Origin of the sequence: Nitrosopumilus sp. Nsub (assembly GCF_001541925.1) — an archaeon.
GTDB lineage: Archaea > Thermoproteota > Nitrososphaeria > Nitrososphaerales > Nitrosopumilaceae > Nitrosopumilus.
On the sequence record NZ_LQMW01000017.1, the window covers coordinates 167832 to 187080 of the forward strand.

Annotated in this window: 24 protein-coding genes and 2 tRNA genes; 13 read left to right on the forward strand and 13 right to left on the reverse strand. The window is 31.1% G+C overall.

Annotation, left to right across the window (positions count from 1 at the left end; genetic code table 11):
* Positions 1-6: 6 nt before the first annotated feature.
* Together AW732_RS04175 and AW732_RS08720 are read left to right on the forward strand one after the other, a co-directional pair.
* Positions 7-201, forward strand: a complete 195-nt coding sequence (locus AW732_RS04175) for a hypothetical protein (protein WP_067958914.1) — start codon at positions 7-9, stop codon at positions 199-201.
* A 24-nt stretch (positions 202-225) separates the two neighbouring features.
* The gene (locus AW732_RS08720; protein ID WP_172790385.1) at positions 226-366 is read left to right on the forward strand and encodes a hypothetical protein; all 141 of its coding nucleotides are present in this window, start codon (positions 226-228) and stop codon (positions 364-366) included.
* A 46-nt stretch (positions 367-412) separates the two neighbouring features.
* Here AW732_RS08720 and AW732_RS04180 read toward each other — a convergent pair.
* A tRNA-Thr gene (locus tag AW732_RS04180) sits at positions 413-486 on the reverse strand.
* A gap of 53 nt (positions 487-539) precedes the next feature.
* Between AW732_RS04180 and AW732_RS04185 the strand changes: the two genes are divergently transcribed.
* Together AW732_RS04185 and thiL are read left to right on the forward strand one after the other, a co-directional pair.
* Entirely contained in the window at positions 540-1838 is a 1299-nt protein-coding gene (locus AW732_RS04185; RefSeq protein WP_067958917.1) for a phosphomannomutase, read from the forward strand.
* Entirely contained in the window at positions 1822-2772 is a 951-nt protein-coding gene (gene thiL / locus AW732_RS04190; RefSeq protein ID WP_067958921.1) for a thiamine-phosphate kinase, read from the forward strand. The genes AW732_RS04185 and thiL overlap by 17 nt, the downstream gene beginning before the upstream one ends.
* Here the strand turns inward: thiL and AW732_RS04195 are convergent, their stop codons facing one another.
* On the reverse strand, positions 2773-3093 hold the full coding sequence (locus tag AW732_RS04195; protein ID WP_067958924.1) for a hypothetical protein: 321 nt from the start codon (positions 3091-3093) through the stop codon (positions 2773-2775).
* Positions 3094-3208: 115 nt separating this feature from the next.
* Here AW732_RS04195 and AW732_RS04200 point away from each other — a divergent pair, with 115 nt between their 5' ends.
* Positions 3209-3712, forward strand: coding sequence for a 30S ribosomal protein S11 (locus AW732_RS04200; protein WP_067958927.1), 504 nt, complete (start codon positions 3209-3211; stop codon positions 3710-3712).
* Here the strand turns inward: AW732_RS04200 and AW732_RS04205 are convergent.
* From AW732_RS04205 to AW732_RS04215, 3 genes are all read right to left on the reverse strand, one after another.
* The gene (locus AW732_RS04205) at positions 3709-4020 is read right to left on the reverse strand and encodes a hypothetical protein (protein WP_067958930.1); all 312 of its coding nucleotides are present in this window, start codon (positions 4018-4020) and stop codon (positions 3709-3711) included. The two genes, AW732_RS04200 and AW732_RS04205, sit on opposite strands and share 4 nt — an antisense overlap.
* Entirely contained in the window at positions 4017-4430 is a 414-nt protein-coding gene (locus AW732_RS04210) for a DNA-binding protein (RefSeq protein WP_067958933.1), read from the reverse strand. The genes AW732_RS04205 and AW732_RS04210 overlap by 4 nt, the downstream gene beginning before the upstream one ends.
* A gap of 88 nt (positions 4431-4518) precedes the next feature.
* Positions 4519-5652: an RtcB family protein gene (locus tag AW732_RS04215; protein WP_216634408.1), complete on the reverse strand. Its 1134-nt coding sequence runs from the start codon at positions 5650-5652 to the stop codon at positions 4519-4521.
* A 183-nt stretch (positions 5653-5835) separates the two neighbouring features.
* On the opposite strand from AW732_RS04215, the gene AW732_RS08725 reads away from it, so the two are divergent.
* Entirely contained in the window at positions 5836-5988 is a 153-nt protein-coding gene (locus AW732_RS08725; protein WP_172790392.1) for a hypothetical protein, read from the forward strand.
* 112 nt (positions 5989-6100) lie between these two features.
* Positions 6101-7462, forward strand: coding sequence for an adenylosuccinate lyase (purB, locus tag AW732_RS04220; protein ID WP_067959083.1), 1362 nt, complete (start codon positions 6101-6103; stop codon positions 7460-7462).
* On the opposite strand, the gene AW732_RS04225 is transcribed toward purB, so the two are convergent.
* Complete coding sequence (locus AW732_RS04225; RefSeq protein ID WP_067958941.1) at positions 7455-8210, reverse strand: asparagine synthase C-terminal domain-containing protein; 756 nt, start codon at positions 8208-8210, stop codon at positions 7455-7457. The genes purB and AW732_RS04225 overlap by 8 nt on opposite strands.
* 112 nt (positions 8211-8322) lie before the next feature.
* Between AW732_RS04225 and AW732_RS04230 the strand changes: the two genes are divergently transcribed.
* The 4 genes from AW732_RS04230 to AW732_RS04245 all read left to right on the forward strand — a co-directional run bounded on the left by AW732_RS04230 (position 8323) and on the right by AW732_RS04245 (position 12349).
* Positions 8323-8820: a pentapeptide repeat-containing protein gene (locus AW732_RS04230; RefSeq protein ID WP_067958943.1), complete on the forward strand. Its 498-nt coding sequence runs from the start codon at positions 8323-8325 to the stop codon at positions 8818-8820.
* 45 nt (positions 8821-8865) lie between these two features.
* A complete protein-coding gene (locus tag AW732_RS04235; protein ID WP_067958946.1) occupies positions 8866-9144 on the forward strand; it encodes a 4a-hydroxytetrahydrobiopterin dehydratase in 279 nt (92 codons plus the stop codon).
* A 67-nt stretch (positions 9145-9211) separates the two neighbouring features.
* Complete coding sequence (locus AW732_RS04240; protein WP_067958949.1) at positions 9212-10027, forward strand: 6-carboxytetrahydropterin synthase; 816 nt, start codon at positions 9212-9214, stop codon at positions 10025-10027.
* Between the two features lie 3 nt (positions 10028-10030).
* Complete coding sequence (locus AW732_RS04245) at positions 10031-12349, forward strand: valine--tRNA ligase (protein ID WP_067958952.1); 2319 nt, start codon at positions 10031-10033, stop codon at positions 12347-12349.
* A gap of 12 nt (positions 12350-12361) precedes the next feature.
* Here AW732_RS04245 and pdxT read toward each other — a convergent pair whose 3' ends face one another.
* From pdxT to AW732_RS04260, 3 genes are read right to left on the reverse strand one after another with little or no spacing between them, the layout of a single operon-like run.
* On the reverse strand, positions 12362-12979 hold the full coding sequence (gene pdxT / locus AW732_RS04250) for a pyridoxal 5'-phosphate synthase glutaminase subunit PdxT (protein ID WP_067958956.1): 618 nt from the start codon (positions 12977-12979) through the stop codon (positions 12362-12364).
* Positions 12976-13944 (reverse strand): pyridoxal 5'-phosphate synthase lyase subunit PdxS, encoded by a 969-nt coding sequence (pdxS, locus tag AW732_RS04255; protein ID WP_067958960.1) that lies wholly within the window; start codon positions 13942-13944, stop codon positions 12976-12978. Before pdxS ends, pdxT begins: the two co-directional genes overlap by 4 nt.
* A 30-nt stretch (positions 13945-13974) precedes the next feature.
* Positions 13975-14508, reverse strand: coding sequence for a hypothetical protein (locus AW732_RS04260; protein ID WP_067959086.1), 534 nt, complete (start codon positions 14506-14508; stop codon positions 13975-13977).
* 88 nt (positions 14509-14596) lie between these two features.
* Between AW732_RS04260 and AW732_RS04265 the strand changes: the two genes are divergently transcribed.
* Positions 14597-14670 (forward strand) — tRNA-Trp (locus AW732_RS04265).
* A 3-nt stretch (positions 14671-14673) separates the two neighbouring features.
* Here AW732_RS04265 and AW732_RS04270 read toward each other — a convergent pair.
* The gene (locus tag AW732_RS04270) at positions 14674-16941 is read right to left on the reverse strand and encodes an aconitate hydratase (protein ID WP_067958962.1); all 2268 of its coding nucleotides are present in this window, start codon (positions 16939-16941) and stop codon (positions 14674-14676) included.
* Positions 16942-17095: 154 nt separating this feature from the next.
* On the opposite strand from AW732_RS04270, the gene AW732_RS04275 reads away from it, so the two are divergent.
* Positions 17096-17728: a hypothetical protein gene (locus AW732_RS04275; RefSeq protein WP_067958964.1), complete on the forward strand. Its 633-nt coding sequence runs from the start codon at positions 17096-17098 to the stop codon at positions 17726-17728.
* A gap of 13 nt (positions 17729-17741) precedes the next feature.
* On the opposite strand, the gene AW732_RS04280 is transcribed toward AW732_RS04275, so the two are convergent.
* The 3 genes from AW732_RS04280 to AW732_RS04290 are packed head-to-tail and all read right to left on the reverse strand — an operon-like array spanning position 17742 to position 19028.
* A complete protein-coding gene (locus tag AW732_RS04280) occupies positions 17742-18308 on the reverse strand; it encodes a hypothetical protein (RefSeq protein WP_067958967.1) in 567 nt (188 codons plus the stop codon).
* Positions 18309-18326: 18 nt separating this feature from the next.
* Positions 18327-18566, reverse strand: coding sequence for an Lrp/AsnC ligand binding domain-containing protein (locus tag AW732_RS04285; protein WP_067958978.1), 240 nt, complete (start codon positions 18564-18566; stop codon positions 18327-18329).
* Positions 18567-18608: 42 nt separating this feature from the next.
* The gene (locus AW732_RS04290; protein ID WP_067958980.1) at positions 18609-19028 is read right to left on the reverse strand and encodes an EVE domain-containing protein; all 420 of its coding nucleotides are present in this window, start codon (positions 19026-19028) and stop codon (positions 18609-18611) included.
* Positions 19029-19249 lie beyond the last annotated feature (221 nt).

Here is a 19249-nt window from a genome sequence, read left to right on the forward strand (position 1 = left end):
AAAAAGATGGTAAAATTACTAGAAATGATAGGGTTGGTACTTGTATCAATTATGATTTTAGGATTTGTTGGAGCATTAGATACACTGATACCACTTGGAATTGAAAATGGATTATCACCATTGTTTTGGGGATGTGCAGGTGGAACTCTAATCATTATTCTATATAGAAAGAGAAAGAGAAAACAAGCAGGTCTAGACTAGAAATTATTTTACAAAAATTATCAAATGATCAATTATTTATCAACCGACAGATCTATTAAGGAGCATTTTAACAAAGTAAAAGGGAACATGACAGAACAAACTAAACAATGGTGGATAGGTTTAGGTAAAGAATTAGAAATAGATATTGAAACATTAGATGAATAATCCAATAATTTCTCCAAAAAATTTTAAAAATTTAATATAAAATAAAAGCCTTGAACGGGATCTGAACCCGCGACCTACTGATTACGAATCAGGTGCTCTACCAGGCTGAGCTACCAAGGCACGATTGGATAAATCCATCAGAGTTAATAAAAAGCCTTTCCGACTTTGAATAATTGAAAAAAACAATTTCAGGAATTAGAGGAATATTTGGAGAAGATCTTAATCTAAAAGAAATAATTGAATTTACTAATAATTTTTCATCATTAATTAAATCAAAAAAATGCGTTGTAGGAAGGGATACTAGACCCTCTGGAGAAATAATTCAGGATACAGTTAGTGCAGTTCTAATGAAAAATGGAATTGATGTATTTGATTTAGGAATGGTTCCCACTCCTGTAGTTTTTAGAGAATCAAGAAAATATGGTGCAGGCATAATAATTTCTTCATCTCACAATCCAATTGAATGGAATGGAATGAAATTCATTTTAGAAGGAAGAGGAATTAATGAAAAAGAACTTCCCAGCATAATCAATCATCAAAAAATTTTAAAATCAAAAATTGGTAAAATTGAGAAAATAAAATCAACATATGTTGAAGATGCCAAAAAAATCATTGGAGACATAGCAAATTCACCTAAAATTGTAATTGATAATGGAGGAGGAGCTGCAAAAGATTTTGCAAAAGATTTGTTAAAGAATCTTGGATGTAATGTAGAAATGATAAATCAGGAACTATTAGGTTGTTCAAGAGGGCCAGATCCTACATCAGACGAATTAATTGAATTATCCAACATAACAAATGATAAAGAAATTGGATTTGCATTTGATTTGGACGGAGATCGCTTAGTTGTTGTTAGAAATGGAAAAAAACAGAACCCAGATGTAACATTAGGTTTAGGTGTTGCAAAATCATTAGAATTAGGGTACAAAAAATTTGTGTTAAGTTTAGACACAAGTATATCAATTGAAAAATTCATCAAAAAAAAAGGAGGAACAGTTGTAAGATCTAAAGTGGGAGAAGCAAATGTAATAGATGACATGATAAAAAATAATTCCCAAGCGGGGGGAGAAGGAAGTAGTGCAGGATTTATTTTACCAGAATTTAATTATTGTAGAGAAGGAATTCTAACAAGTGGTTTAATAGCATCAATGTTAAAAAATCCAGAATTTTCTGAAATAATTAATTATATGGAAAATTATTTTCAGATGAGAGAGAAAATAAATGTAAATACAAAATTTCATGATGAAATAATTGAAACTGTAAAAAATTATTTAATAAAAAAATATTCAGAGATAGATACACGAGATGGTGTTAAAGCAATCATAGATGAAAATACATGGATTCTAATCAGAAAATCAAATACAGAAGACATCATAAGAATTTCTGGAGAATCAAATGATAAAGAAAAATGCAAACTAATTATTAATAATGTAACAAAAATGGTAAAAGAACATTATGACAAAATTAAATGAAAATCAAATAATTAATATTTTTCAAAAAAAATTAGGAAACAAAAAATTTGTTTCTGAAGATGTTGAGAAATTTACCTTAGGAAAAACAAACATTGTAGCAAAAACAGATACCATGGTACAAAGTACAGATATTCCCAATAAAATGGAATTATCTGATGCAGCACGAAAAAGTGTAATTGCATGTGTAAGTGATTTTGCATGTAAAGGAGTAAAACCAGAATATGGAATAATTTCAATTAATCTGCCTAAATCAATTCCAAAAAATGAAATTAACAATATTGTAAAGGGATTTAAAAATGCATGTAAAGAATACAATATTTCAATAATTGGAGGTGATACAAATGAAGGTAAAGAAATTGTCTTTAACGTTTGTATTTTTGGAAATTCTAAGAAAATTGTTACTAGAAAAGGTTCCAACAAAGGAGATTTGATATTCACTACAGGTCCATTTGGTTACACATCAGTTGGATTAAAGATTCTATTAGGAAATAATAAAAAAATGAATAATTTAATTAAAAAATCTATTAAATCAGTGACATATCCAAAACCAAAACTAAATTATGGTTTAAAAAATAAAAAATATTTTACATCGTCAATGGATTCCAGTGACGGATTATCCACTACCTTAAATGAAATGGCAAAACAAAGTAAAAAGAAATTTGTTATAAATAAAATACCAATTAATAGAGATTTAGAGAATTATTTTAAAAAACAAAAGAATGATTTGAATTCAGCAGTATTTCATGGAGGTGAAGAGTATGAATTTGTCTTTACAATACCTTCAAAATTTAAAAAAATTATAATTAAAAATGCAAAATTATTGAAAACACCAATTTTTGAAATTGGTTATGTTGCAGTTGGAAATGGAGTATATCTAGAAAATCAAAATGGTGAAACTAAATTGAAAGATTTAGGATGGAGGCATTTTAAATAATTATTCACCAAATGAAAAATCTCTTTCAACATTATTTACAATATTAAAAATTGATTCAGAGGGTAAAACAGAAACACATTCTTTCATCCACAAATCATCAAGATACAACAATTGTTTCCTATCATCTTCTAAAAGGTCATCAGGATTTGAAGTGGGATATAGAGTATGCATTTTGTATCCTTCATTTGCAATTTCTTGACATTTTTTTTCTACAGGAGATAAAATAATATCATTGATCGATGTTGAAGATTGGATTAAAACAGAACCCAGTAATGCAACTGAAACAGCTACGATTATTGCTAACAAGATAATTGAAGCCATCAAAAATAGCTAGAAATCATAGTATATCAATAATGAATAATTATAACCCAAGTGACCATAATAGTACAAGTTTGAGAAATCAATGTTTTTTAAACCCTTTAAGATCTGGTAAGCATTGTCTGAAGTAGAAGCTGAAGTAGAAGCACCAGTTGAAACAACTGAGGCAGCAGTCGAAGAACAAAAAACTGAAGCACCAGTTGAAGAACAAAATCAACCTGAGACTAAAAAAGAAGGTCCAGAAAAATGGGGAATTGCTCATATTTACAGCAGCTATAACAATACAATTATCCACATGACAGATCTCACCGGTGGTGAAACAGTTGCCATCAGTTCTGGGGGAAATCATGTAAATGCAGATAGATATGAATCATCACCATTTGCTGCAATGAAAGCTGCAAATGCAGTTGTTGAATCAACAAGAACAAAAGGATTCACAGGATTTCATATCAGAGTTCGCGCAGTTGGAGGAGTTGGTTCAAGAGTTCCAGGTCCAGGTGCACAAGCAGCAATTAGAGCACTAGCAAGAGGCGGATTTAAAATTGGAAGAATTGATGATGTAACACCAATTCCTCACGATACTACCAGAAAGAAAGGTGGTAAAAGAGGAAGAAGAGTCTAGGTAACAGATTTTACTTTAACATTACAACCTCTAGCAACAAAATAATCGCTCATAAAGTTAGTAAATTTTCCTGCATCATCATTGTATTGATATTTTGCAAGGATATCAGAAAATTTTTCAGATATACTAATTTGAAAATTAGATTTGAATTCTAATTTAAAAAATGTCCAACCAAATTTTGATGAAGGTTCACTAACATTATAACTTGCATAACAATTCAAAAGACTTTCCATATGAGAAAGATGTTTTTTTATACAAAGTAAATCATCCAAATAATTTTGTGTTCCAATTTCTAAAGTAATACTCATTCCACATCATCATCTTTAGATTTGTTACTAAGTTTATCAGTTAAAGAAACAAACTTCCCATCTTGTTGAATGTTAATTTTAGTATCCATTCTTACACTTAATCCAATTGAACGAAACAATCCTAATAATTTTCCACCATCAAGATTTTCAGTAATTTCTCCACTTTTAATTAATTCAGATAATTTGACAATTATCATTTTAGTTTCATTTGGAAACTGAGATTCAGCATTTGTTAAAACTTCCAATCCTCTAAACCCCAATTGTTTTATCAATACATCTCTAGGACTAACAGTTTTTTCTTCAGATGGCTCAGGAGTTTTAGTGTCATTATCTCGTGAAGAGATATTTTTTTGCATTTCAGCTAATCGTTTAGCTTGTAATCTCTGAAGTTCAGAATCGTCTTCGCTCAACCTTTAATCACACCTAAAGGTACCAATTTTGAACCTATATGCGTTCTTACCTAATTTGCTAGTCATTGCAAAGATTAGTTAGTTAGAATTAATCCTCTGGTCGTTCTCCAGAAGGTGCCATTTTCACCAATTTTGGATCAAATCGTGCTTGGATGTCTACCAAGTCTTGCTGGTCTTCCATGACTTTGTCAATGTTTTTGTAGACTGTTGGTACTTCATCTAAACCAGCAGATAGAAGAGTTACTCCTTTGCTTGCTAGGATCTTGTTTGCATCTTCCCAGTTTAGTTCTCTGTGTGCACGTTTTCTCGACATTACTCTCCCAGCACCGTGAGCAGCAGAGTTAAGTGATTCAGGTTTTCCCTTTCCTTTAACAACATAAGCAGGTGACGCCATTGATCCTGGAATAATTCCTAAAACATTTTTTCCGGCAGGTGTTGCACCTTTTCTATGGACGATAAGTTCCTCACCATGATGTGTTTCTTTCCATGCAAAGTTGTGATGGTTTTCAATATCAAGTAAAACGTCAGTTCCCAAATAGTTTGTGACATGTTTATGGATACAAGCATGATTTGCTGCAGCATATTTTCCCATTAGTTCCATGGCATCCCAGTATTCTTCTCCATCTTCGGTATCAAGATCAAGCCATGCTAAGTGTTTCAAACGATCTGGAAGTTCAAAATGCTTTTCCATTGCTAGTTTTGAATAGTGATCAGCAACTGCTGCACCAACACCTCTACTTCCAGAGTGAGACATGAGTGCCAAATATTTTCCTGGGGCTATCCCAAGATTTTTTTCTTTGATTGTAATGGGTCCAAATTCTACGAAATGATTACCTGATCCTGATGTTCCTAACTGTGAGTGAGCTTTACCTTTCAATTTTTTTGTGATAGGAGATACATCCCAGTCTTCATCTATGACAGAATGTTCTCGTCGCATTTTGAATTTTGCCCCTACTCCAAACTTTGTTTCTGTCTCTATTGCTTTAGTTAGCTGTTCCATTCCTTGTTCATTTTCAAGCATTTCATGTGGAAGATCTAAGACAGATAGTTTTACTCTGCATGCAATATCAACGCCTACAGCATATGGGATTACTGAATTACGAGTTGCTAAAACTCCTCCTATCGGTAAGCCATAGCCAATATGGGAATCTGCCATGAGAGCTCCTGAATCAGAAATGGGTAGATCACATGCATTCTTCATCTGTTGTTGTGCTTCTTCCATACCGGTCCCCCATTGCTTGAATTCTGCGGGTTTATCTCTGAGTGGTTTGTTTTCCATCTTTCTATTGAAGACTAAACATCACATAGATATTAGACATTTGGCATGTATGAATTTCGTCAGCACTAGTTTAAACTAGAATTATATCAAAAGTAATTTAAAATTGATCAGATACAATTGTTGTATATGTTAGATAAAGCAACAATTACTCACAAAGCAAATCAACTTCTTGCAGAACTTAGAGCAAATCCAGATTGGGCAATTGATGAGAAAAATTTCAAACAAGGGTATTTGAAAGCATTAGAATGGGTATTATCAGATACAGGAATTAAACAATAATCTAGAAAAATACTCATCAAAAGAATTCTCATCAGTAATTAATCACATAATGATCGCAAAAAAGAATGAAAAAACAAGTAGATTTATTTTCTAATATGCAATTACCAAAATGTTGGCAATTTTACCTATTGATAATGGTCGTTATGGGACCAAAGAAATGATGAAAATTTTTAGTGAACAAAAGAAAGTAGATTATCAATTAGAAATAGAAGGTGCTGCAGCGATTTCACAAAGTGAAATAGGAATGATTTCAAAAAAAATAGGTAAAGAGATTCACAAAGCTGCAATGTCAGGAAAAATTACCGCAAAAAGAATTAAACAATTAGAAGCAAAAAGTGATCATGATACAGCAGCATTAGTAGAATCACTAAGTGAAAAATGTTCTAAAAATGCAAGACCGTGGATACACTATGGTCTTACAAGTAATGATTTAGTTGATACAAGTAATTCTATGCAGATGAGAGATGCATTACAAATTATTGAGCCTAAAGTTGCCAAAATGGCATCAATTCTTGCAAAAAAATCTGTCAAATATGCAGAAATTCCAGCAGTAGGAAGAACTCACGGACAACATGCCAGCATTATTTCATTTGGATTAAAATTTGCAAATTGGGCTGCAGAAATGGCAAAACATGTAGAAAGAATTGAAGAAATCAAAAAAAGAATTTTAATTTGTAAAACATTAGGAGTTGTTGGAACTGGTTCTTTGATGGGTGCAAAGTCACTTGAAGTACAAAAAAGAGCTGCAAAGAGATTAAAATTATTTCCAGCAGAAGTAACAACACAAGTTGTACCAAGAGAAAGATATGCAGAATACGTATTTGAATTAGCATTAATTGGTTCAACATTAGAAAAAATTGCAATAGAAATTAGAAATTTACAAAGAACCGAAATTGGGGAAGTAGCTGAACAATTCAAGAAAGGTCAAATGGGAAGCAGTGCAGTTCCTGTTAAAAGAAATCCAATTAAAAGTGAACGAGTTTCATCATTATCGAAATTAGTAAGAAGTCAGGTGGCATTATCTTTTGAAAACATACCATTATGGCATGAACGTGATCTTTCAAACTCAGCTAATGAAAGATTTGTAATTCCAACAGTATCAATTCTAGTTGATGAAATGTTAGAAACAATGACTAGAATTGTTTCAAATTTGATGGTAAATGAAAAAAGAATTGTGGAAAATCTATACATTACAAAAGGACAAATCTTTGCAGAATTTGTTTTAGAAGCATTAATCAAAAAAGGAATTCCAAGATTTGTGGCATATAGAGACGTACAAAGAGTTGCATTTGAAGCAAATGATAAAGGAATATTATACAAGGATGCAATTAAAAACGATAAAGTATTTTCCTCAAAATTAACAGATAAAGAAATTGATTCAATTTTCTCGCCTGAAAAACACCTTGGTGCATCACCAAAAATCATCAATAACGTAGAAAAATCAGTTCAGAAAACAGTTAGAAGTTTTATCTAGTTTTTAGCAAAGACTTGTGAATTTTTGAACCATATTGTAATGCTTTTTTTCTTTTATTACAAGAAAGTTCTGGAACATCAACTTCAATAGCTAATTTACGAATAATGTGTTTTCGATAAAGATCATCAGAACTAAGAATTTTTTCAGTGATAGGAACAGTTTTTGCATATTCAATGAATTTTGGAGACAATAAAGGCTGTAAAATTTTCACATCAAATTCAGAAGCAATCACATTAACAGCCTTCATCATTTTTAATTCATTATCTAATTTCAAATCCATTACTTCATTGATTTTTGTTTCACCACCAGCGAATGCTTCTCTATATGCATTATATCCACAAAATAATTCATCAATTCCATTTCCAGTTATCACAGTATCAAGATTCAAACTTCTTGCAAGTTTTGACACATAATAAAACGCAATACAATTTTCATTCCAAGATAAATTATCAGTGTTAATGACTTTATGAATGTCAGTAGTAATTTTAGGAAATGTTTTAGGATCAATTTCTAAAATATGATGAGAATAATTTAGAAAATCATTTACTTCTTTGGAAAATACAATATCATGTGATTCAGAAAATCCAATAGTAAGTAAAACTACATCATAACCCATATCGGTACAGATTTTTGAAACTAATGTGCTATCAACACCTCCAGAAAAAGCAATACCTATTTTCTTTTGAGGGACCACTTCAGTAATAGAATTTTTAATATTTTTCAGTAATATCTGATGAATTGATTCCATTTGACCTCATTTAGTATCAAAATTAATTTTACATATATTTCCATAAACCAAGAAAGACTGAGGAAAATAGTCATAAACACGACAATAATTAATAATTTCGCTGAAGAAAAAAATGGAACCTGAAGATGTTTTTAAAAAAAGAAATTTATCAAAAGTTGATTTTGAATATGAAGAATTAATTGGAAGAAATTTTTCAAATACGAATTTAAAAAATGTTAATCTTAAAAATAGAGATATTCACAATGCGAATTTTAGTGGAGCTGATTTAACTGGTTCTGATTTAAGTGATACAATATTATTTAATGTAAAATTAAGAGGAGCAAATTTACAAAATACAAATCTAAGTAATGCAAAACTTTGGGATACAGACATGTATGGTGTTGATCTAACAAATGCGAATATCAGTGGAGCTGATTTATTTAATGCAGATTTAAGAAATGCAGATTTGGTAAACACAAATCTAAGTAATGTAAATTTAAGACACACAAATTTTGATGGAGCTACATTTTCATCAATAGATTTCACAAATGCGAATTATGATGAAAAAACATTAGAAACAATTTCAAAAGACATTAAATTGATTTTAAAAATGCAAGGAAATCTTTGGTAAGAGTAATTTATCAATCTTTTAATTTGACAAATTTTCAATAGTATTATGATGAAATTATCTGAAACACAAATTACAGAAGAATTAAAAAAATTGGAAGGATGGGAGATTAAAGAAAATAAATTGCATAAAGAGTTTCAGTTTGATAGTTTCAATCAAGCATTTGGATTTATGACAAGAGCTGCTATGGAAATTGAAAAAATGAATCATCATCCAGAATGGTTCAACGTATACAATAGAATTGCAGTTGATTTAACAACTCATGATGCAGGTGGCATTACAAATAACGATGTCAATCTTGCTAGAATTTTAAATTCCTTTTTTTAGTCATAAAACAATTTTTCAGGCACATTGTTACAGAATTTATATTATATCCATAGACAAAAAATTTTACATGACTACAAACCCTACAATTATCGATTCAGATTTCAAATATATCGATAAAAAAGGAAATTTGCTTAAAACAAGAACGGAATTAACAGTTGCTCAAATGCTCACATTTTTAGAAAATGAATATCAATACAATTATGAAATTAGTTTAAAAAATGGAACCAAAGTCAAAATTGATTTTAAAACAGAAAAAGGGTTAATCGAAGTTATTGATAATGATGAAGATATTGAAAAATATAAACAAATCAAAGAAGACTTTCCTGAAGAAAAAATCATGGCAATAGGTCATGCAAAATATACTGCACAGATTAAAGAATTACAAGACATAGTATTTTATGAAAAAACACCTCAAACGGGTTCAATATTTTTAGATGATGCATCATTCGCATTTGATTATGCACATATTCTTCCATTAGTTGAAAAATGTTCTATCTTACATGGTCATACATCTTCAGTAATGGTAGAACTAGTAGGACAAATGAAAAATAATTTATTAGTAGATTTTGGAATAGCAAAAAAAATCATAAAAGAAGTTGTTAATGAATTTGATCATAAATTTTTCATTAACAGAAAATATCTAAAAAAAGAAGACGATACACATTATCAAATTAGTTTTGAAGGACCAAAAGGAATGTTTGATTTACAAGTTCCAAAACATACAACATACCTACTTGAAGGAGAAGCTACAGTTGAAAATCTCTCAAGTGAAATAATTAAACTATTAGCTCCAAAGATGCCAGAAAACGTAGAAGCAGTAGGAGTTTACATTTACGAGGGTTACAACAAAGGATCTCACATTATTTCCAATATTAAAAGATAAAAAATGGAACCTAAAATTTCAGAAAAAGCATGGAATCCAGAATTAGAAAAAAATATTCTAAAACAATGGGAAGAGAACAAAGTTTATGATTTCATACCTAAAGAAGATAATTTTACAATAGATACGCCTCCACCATACCCATCAGGAAGACCATGGCATATTGGTGCAGCAGCACATTACTCACAAATAGACATGATTGCACGTACGGCAAGAATGGCTGGAAAAAATGTGTATTTTCCAATAGGCATTGATAGAAATGGATTACCAGTTGAGATCTATACTGAAAAGAAACACAAGATAAGAATGAGAGAGACAGAACGAGGAGAATTTCTCAATTTGTGTAGAGATGCTTTAGATGATTTAGAAGCAGAAATGATTCAAATTATGAAAAGTTTAGGAATAAGTGGAGATTTTTCAAATTATTACAGAACAGATTCTGAAGAATACAGATCATTGACACAATCAACTTTCATTAATTTATGGAAGAAAGGAGAGGTTTACCTTGCAAATAGACCCAATAATTATGATTGGGTTTCGGGTACTACCATTGCAGATGCTGAAATAATTTATGATGATTTACAAACAAAGCTTGTTTACATGAAATTCAAGATTAAAGACATCGATAAAGAGATCATTATTGCAAGTACTAGACCAGAATTGCTTTGTGCATGTAGAACAATTATCGTTAATCCAGAAGATGAAAGGTATTCAGAATTTATTGGTAAAAAAATAATTGTTCCAATTACTAATGCAGAAGTAGAATTAACAACACATCATTCAGCAAAACAAGAATTTGGTTCAGGTGCAGTAATGGTTTGTAGTTACGGTGATCAAAATGATGTAGCATTATTCAGAGAATTACAATTAGAAGAAATAGTTGCTATTGGACTAAATGGAAGAATGACAGATGTGGCCGGTGAATATGCGGGATTAAAACCAAAACAAGCAAGAACAAAAATCATAGAAGATTTAGAAAATGGAGGATTTGTTGAAAAAATTGAAGATATTGTTCACAGAACTCCGATTTCAGAAAGAAGTAAAACTCCAATAGAAATAATTCCAATGGAAGAATATTACCTTAAACAAAAAGATAAAATTGAAAAAATGAGGAAAGTTGGAAAAGAAATTACTTTTCATCCTACAATGCACAAACAAATTTTGATGAATTGGTTAGAATCAATCAATATTGATTGGCCAATCTCAAGAAGAAGATTTTATGGTACAGAAATTCCAATTTGGTATTGTAAAAAATGTTCAGAACCACATGTGCCTGAACCTGGAAAATATTATAGACCATGGAATGAAAAATGCCCAATTCCAAATTGTACAAAATGTGATTCTAGTGAATTTATTGGTGAAGAAAGAACATTTGATACATGGATGGATTCTAGTGTTTCACCATTATTCATAAGTAAATTTAGTAGAGATGATGAATTTTTCAAAAAAGTTTATCCTGCAACAATTAGACCTCAAGCAAAAGATATTGTGAGAACTTGGTTGTATTACACATTATTGAGATGTGAAGAATTAACTGGAGAAAAACCATGGTCAGAAGCTTGGGTGATGGGATATGGATTAGATGAAAAAGGAATGAAAATGAGTAAAAGTAAAGGTAATGCAATAGATCCATTACCAGTTATTGAAAAACTAGGAGCAGATACTTTTAGATTTTGGAGTGCTAGTGAGATTAATCACGGATATGACTTTAGATGTAATGAACAAAAGATTGATTCAACCAAGAAATTTTTAAGCAAATTATGGAACGTATCCAGATTTTTATCAAGTTTTCCAGTTATTGATTCAGGAAATCCAGCAGATTCAGATAAATGGATTTTATCAGAATTAGACAAATTAGTAAAAGAGTGTAAAAAGGGATATGAAGAATATAATTTCTTTATTCCAGCAGTTGCAATTAGAGAATTCACATGGAATGTTTTTGCTGCACATTACATTGAAATGGTTAAAGCAAGAGCATATGGAATTGATTTTTCAGATGATGAAAGAGATGGGGCAATATTTACACTTCACAAAACTTTATCGACAATTCTAAAATTATTAGCACCAATTACACCATTCATTACAGAACATCTATGGAAAACATTGTATTCAAATGAAAGTATTCATCAACAAAAACAAGTAGATTTTGAAAATATTGAAGAACAATCAGAAATAACTAAAGCAATATCAGAATTCAATTCCAAAGTTTGGAATGAAAAGAAATCTCAAAATTTATCATTAAAAGATTCAATCAAGGTGGATATTCCAGAAATTTTGCAGCCATTCAAAAAAGATTTGAGATCAATGCATAATTTGTTAGATTAAATTTTAAATTAATTAATTTTTTAAAGTGTTTGTAAGATTTACAAAATATTTGTGCAATGAAATATCACGGGTTAATTCAGGATGAAATGCAACTCCAATGACATTATTTTTTTTAACTGCAACAATTTTTTCATTGAATTTTGATAAAACTTCAACATCGGATCCTACATCAGAAATTGATGGTGCTCTAATGAAGACACCGTTGAATGAAGGAATTCCAATAGAATTTAAAGAAATATCAGATTCAAAAGATTCTCTTTGGCGTCCAAAAGAATTTCGTTCTAGTTTAATATCTAATATATCTAATAGAGGTTGGTCAATTTTTCCTACTACTTTGTCTTGTGCATTTTTGGACAACATAATCATTCCTGCACAAATTCCCAATACAGGCATTCCCTGGTCAATTTTTTCTTTTAAGATTTTCAAAGTACCATTAGCCACAGATAATCTTCCAATCGTAGTACTTTCACCACCAGGAATAATGAGACCATCTACATTAGAAATTTCATCAGGAGTTCTAACACTAGTAACAGTTCCATCAATGCCTAATTCATCAATAGCAGCTTTTACAGCAAGAACATTTTCAAGAATATCACCCTGAATGGATAAAACGCCTAGATTAAGACTCATGCTGAACCTCCACGATCTTGCATACGCAAGTCTAATGTCTTAACATCTAATCCAGGAATAGATTGTCTTTCATCAATCATTTTTTGTGCTTCTTTAACTTTATCAGATTCATTCCAAAATGTTGTAGCTAAAACAATCGCATTTGCTCTTTCTTGTGCATCATCAGCACTAAAAATTCCAGAACCAACAAAAATACCGTCACATCCTAATGACATCAAATATGCTGCATCAGCTGGTGTTGCAATTCCACCTGCTGCAAAATTCACAACAGGCAATCTTCCAAGTTTTGCAGTTTGTTCTACAATATCATATGAAACTTTGAATTCTCTTGCCATACGTACTAATTCTTGATTATCACCAGAATCATAAATTGATTTAATTGTTCTTAATCCATCATTAACTTTTTTGATATGCGTAATAGCTTCTGCAACATTTCCAGTTCCAGGTTCACCTTTTGTTCTAATCATAGATGCACCTTCCTCAATTCTTCTCAAAGCTTCAGCCAGAGATCTTGCACCATTAACAACAGGTGTTGTAAGATCCCATTTCCAAATATGACGTAATTCATCAGCAGGAGTTAAAACTTCAGATTCATCAATCATATCAACATCAGTTTCTTGTAAAACTAAAGCTTCATTCACGTGTCCAATTCTACATTTTGCCATTACTGGAATAGTAACAGAATCCATAATTTCTTCAATAATTTTTATGCTTGCAGTTCGTGCAACGCCACCAGCCTTTCTAACTTCAGATGGAAGTTTATCTAAAACCATTACAGAAACAGCACCAGCTTCTTGAGCAATTAATGCTTGTTCAACATTTGTAACATCCATAACAACACCATTTTTTTGCATGTGTGCAAAACCTCGTTTTAATGTGCTTGAACCACGTAATGTATCAACAGAATCTAATTTTTCAGAAATTATTCCTTTAGCATTTACTCTTTCACCAGAGAGTGGTAACATACACTAATTTTTGCTACAGGCTATTTGTACCTATTCACTAAATTCGGACATCACTTTATCCAATTCAGATTCGACCATGGTGATAATAGGTGGAATAAAATCAGGAGTTGCAGAGGATTCAGGCCAATGGATTTGATTGACACGTCCATTAAGAGTCACTTTGACTGAAGATTTTTGAAAATCAGTAACATTTTGAAAAACTGAAAAAGAATTTGGGTCAATAGAAATAAAACCAGTTTCTTTAATCAAGGCCTTGATTTTGTTCAAATCTTGTTCATTAATTTTTGATTTTATTGTAGGTTGCGGATATCCTTTTTTAGTAATAGTATATTTTGTTTCTCCATCATTTTTTATTAAAAGAATTTCAGTTTTTTCAGCACCAGTTCTTTCAGCAATTCCATTAGTAATTTTTTTTAATTGATGTTTTGTGTATTCAATTTCTACCTTATCAAAGGAATTTGTAGCAGATACAGGAATTTCATTTTTTGTAACTAATGGAACAGCAAGTAAAATTGCAACAATAACGGGAATCGCGCCTAATACAAAATATACTGGTTTAACCATTGTGTCTAACAACACAGATTAGTGATTATTGCAAATAAATCTTGGTTAAAAATAAGTTAAAATTCAAGCAAATTGTTCCGATTCTTGTGGGTTCGTAGCCTAGCCTGGTAGGGCGATGGTCTCCAAAACCATCGATCGTCGGTTCAAATCCGATCGGGCCCACTTTTATTTCTGATTTCTTAAAACATTCAATGCAGAACCGTGTTTGAACCATTGAATTTGAGATTTATTATATGAGTGATTTAAATGAATTTCTTCTTTATTTCCATCACTATGAGTAATAACACATGTGACTTGTTTTTGAGGTTCTAAATTATCTAAATTAATTAAACTAATTTTATCATCTTCAAGAATTTTTTCATAATCACTTGGATCATTGAAAGTTAATGCTAAAACTCCTTGTTTTTTCAGATTTGTTTCATGAATTCTTGCTAAACTTTTTGTGATTACTGCTACACAACCCAAATAACGAGGAGTCATTGCAGCATGTTCTCTGCTGCTTCCCTCACCATAATTATTGTCTCCAATTATTACCCAATTGAGATTTTGTTGTTTGTATTGTCTAGCAATTTTTGAAAAAGGTTCAATCTCATTATTTAAAATATTTTTACCATTACCTACTTGATCATTAAAAGCATTAACAGCGCCCAATAACATATTATCACTTAGATTATCTAAATGACCTCTTAGGGACAACCATGCACCTGCAGGAGAAATATGATCAGTTGTACATTTTCCTTTTGCTTTAACCAGTATTGGAAGTTCAACAAAGTCAGTACCATTCCATTTTTCAAAAGGTGCTAAACGTTGAAGACGTTTACTGTTTGGATCAATTATTACATCAACATTTGTGGAATCAGGAGGAGGAGCAACAAAAATTCCATCAGGTATCTTAAATCCTTCTTCAGGTACTTCAGGTGCAATTGTTGGTGGTTCTAATTTGAACTTTGTTCCATCTGCTGCAGTAAGATCGTCTGTTAATGGATTAAAAGATAATTTTCCACCCAAAGCTAAAGCAATGATCATTTCAGGACTGCCAATAAAATTTAATGTAGATCTCTGGCCATCATTTCGTCCAGGGAAATTTCTGTTAAAGGTAGTTACAATAGAATTTTTTTCATTTTCCTCTAATTCTGGTCTATTCCATTGTCCAATACATGGTCCACATGCATTTGCCAATACTGTTGCACCAATTTCTTTAAGAGAATCCATTTGGCCATCTCTCTCAATTGTACCTCTAATTTGTTCAGAGCCAGGAGTTACAAGTAATGGAATTTTGGATTTAATTCCTTTAGATTTTGCTTGTCTAGCTAAACTAGCTGCTCTAGACATATCTTCATACGAAGAATTAGTACAACTTCCAATTAATGCAACAGAAATTGGATCTACATAATCATTAGATGTTACATCACTTGCAAGTTCAGAAATAGATCTTGCCAAATCCGGTGTATGCGGTCCAACAATATGAGGTTCCAAAGTGGACAAATTAATTTCAATTATTTTATCAAAATATTTTTCAGGTTCAGATTCAATTTCAGGATCTGCAACTAAAAGTTCTTTATTTTGATTAGCTAATTCTGCAATTTCTTTTCTATTAGTATACTTTAGATAAGTTTCCATTCTTTCATCATAAGGAAATATCGAACAAGTTGCACCAATTTCTGCACCCATATTTGTTATAGTAGCCTTTCCAGTACAACTAATTGATGAAGTACCTGGACCAAAATATTCTACAATTGCATTTGTTCCACCTGAAACAGTTAATTCTTCTGCAACTTTTAAAATAATATCTTTAGGTGCAGTCCAACCTGTTAGTTTACCAGTTAATTTTACACCTACTCTTTTTGGATAAAGTAATTCCCAAGGCATTCCAGCCATAGTTTCTGCTGCATCTAAACCTCCAACACCAATAGCAATCATTCCGAGACCACCTGCATTTGGTGTATGTGAATCAGTTCCAATCATCAATCCACCAGGAAATGCATAATTTTCTAAAACTACCTGATGTATGATCCCTGCTCCTGGTTTCCAAAATCCACATCCATATTTTGCACAAGCAGATTGTAAAAATTTGAAAACTTCACTATTTTCATCTAATGAAACTTTCATGTCAACATCACCTTGAACTTCAGCACGAATTAGATGATCACAGTGAACAGTTGTTGGTAAAGCTGTTTCATTTAATTCTGCTTGCATGAATTGAAGCATTACCATTTGTCCAGTAACATCTTGAAGTGCTACTCTATCAGGTTTTAGAAAAATGTAATCTTTTCCTCCAGAAAGATTTTTTTCAGAAATTTCATTGAAATGACCAGCTAGAATTTTTTCTGTAAGTGTCAATGGTCGATCCACAACATTTCTAAATTTTCCAATATTTTCTTGTAATTTTCGATATACATTAGAAACAAGTTCTGGGGTGGTATCAATTTCCATGAAATACTGAAAATCTTCCCCGAATTTAATATTTACAATTTAAAAATTAAAAAAATATCAAAATATGCATATTAATTCTCAACAATTATAAGCCAAAACCAGCTTAAAAAGTCGTTGTCAACTAATTCAAAATATTCTGAGAGGATGTCATAATTTGGTAAATAAAGGATTTCCAAAATTTGGCATGTCACAAGCAGGTTCATTTGTTGCTGCATTAAAAAATTATAATTTACCAGATTTTATTTTAGTATTAATTGCAAAAGAATGTAAATCAGAATTACTTGAACGAGGCAGAATTGATGATAGATTACAAAGTATGAATGATGATGCATTACATCTATTACACAAAATTTTTGTGGATTGTGAAGAAGATGATGCAGGGAAATTTGCACAATACAGATTTTTTGCGTATGTATCAAGCATGTATCACAAATGTGAAGTGCTAGTTAATGAAACAATTCCAGGCAAATCTGGAAAAAATCACAAAATTCTTGTTGCTGTGAAAAATAATGGAATGTATATTTCAGTAGCACAAAATAAAGCCAAAGGAAATCCTGTAAATAAAAAAGAGACAAATAGATTTTACGATATGGTAGATGATATTAAAAAAGGAGACCATGGAACAATGTTAACTGATGCAGTTTATGGATCATCAGTTGGTTTTAGAAAAGATGCTTTAGAAGAGCTCAAAGAATTAAGTAAATCCAGAGACAATGATCCTGAAAATAAATTAGATTTTAAAACGGCAAATTTTGAAAATAACATTTACTCAGTAACAAAATGTTAGAATTTCAAAAAAATTAATTTTTGAATTTGCTAATATCCATTGTTAAGAACATCGGTTTTCCTTCGGTACTTTCAAAATCTTCTCCATATTGCTGAAATTCTAATTGATCAAAGAAATGCTTTGTCCAAACATCATGAACGTCATGAATGTATTTTTTATGTCCTTTGATTCTTAACATCTCATGAACTATTTCATGTGAAATAGTTGTACAATTTTTTTCTGCCAAAAATAAGTCGTCAGGAGATTCTTTTGGTTTTTGCCAAAAAATCATTCCAAAATTTTCTGCATGATAACCTTCGCAAGTGCAATCAGTCCATAGAGGTTTAAAATGAGTTAAGTAGAAATGATATGTGTCTTTTCCACGTTGTTCATGATCACGAACAAGTGTATGTGTATCTAGTTTTTGTAATATACTTCTAGGTTTTGTAATTAATTCATCACATTGAATTTCATAATCAATTCCAAAATTTTCATTAATCCATTTTTTATAAAATTGTGCCATTTTTTTGATATATTCAAATTCAGATTTACGTTTATCAAGTTCCTCTTCTTTAATTACAAAAATAAAATGTAGAAGCATGATTAGAAAAAAAAGGGGTTATGTTTGACCTTCAATACCCATCAGAGTAAGAGTAGAACGAATCTTTTCAATTTTTCTGATTTTCCAGGTAATTGTTTCTCTCAGTTTTTCAACAGTGTCGGATTCAATCTTGGCCAAAATATCGTATGCACCAAAAGTTCCATGAACTTCTTTTACACCTTCTAAGCCCTTTAGTTGCCCAATAATAGCTTCCTCAGAACCTAGTTCACAGTTTATTAAAACATAAGCTGTTGCCATAATACAATTAGATAATTCTACTATATCAATAAATCTATTACACTAACTTTGTGAAATTTTGATAATTTCATTCCAAATTGGTTTAGGAACAGGCATTACAGACAATCTAGAGATTCTAACTAATTCCCAATCTTTGAATTTTTTATTATTTTTTATTTCAGTTAATGTTACTGGTCTTTTCAATGTTTTTTTGTATTTTACATCAACTACAATAAAACGTTCAACATCCTCTTTTGGATTAGAGTAAGGTTTTGAAGTAACTTGCATTATTCCTACTGCTTGTCTTTCATCACCAGTATGATAAAATAAAATTAAATCATTTGGGTTCATTTCCCTCATATGTTTTAATGCTAAATTATTATGAACCCCATCCCAAACCGTAGTCTTTTCTTTTTTTAGTTGTTCAAAATTATATCCTCTAGGTCCACTGGGTTCCTGTTTTGCCAACCAGTAGTTTACCATTATTGTAGTTTGAAAATTACTAACGTTTAATGGTTTTTAGAAAATTTAGTGTTCCCCGGTTCTGACTCGCAAAAAATCATTGGACATAGCCATACGCCTCATCACGTTCTGAAACCGGGGTTGCCCATAATGTAGCACACCTGGGTGAATTAGAAATCATTGGTATCGTTACGATCAGCGTCATCCTAATCCGTCTGTGTGCCTGCTCTTGGGCGTTTAGT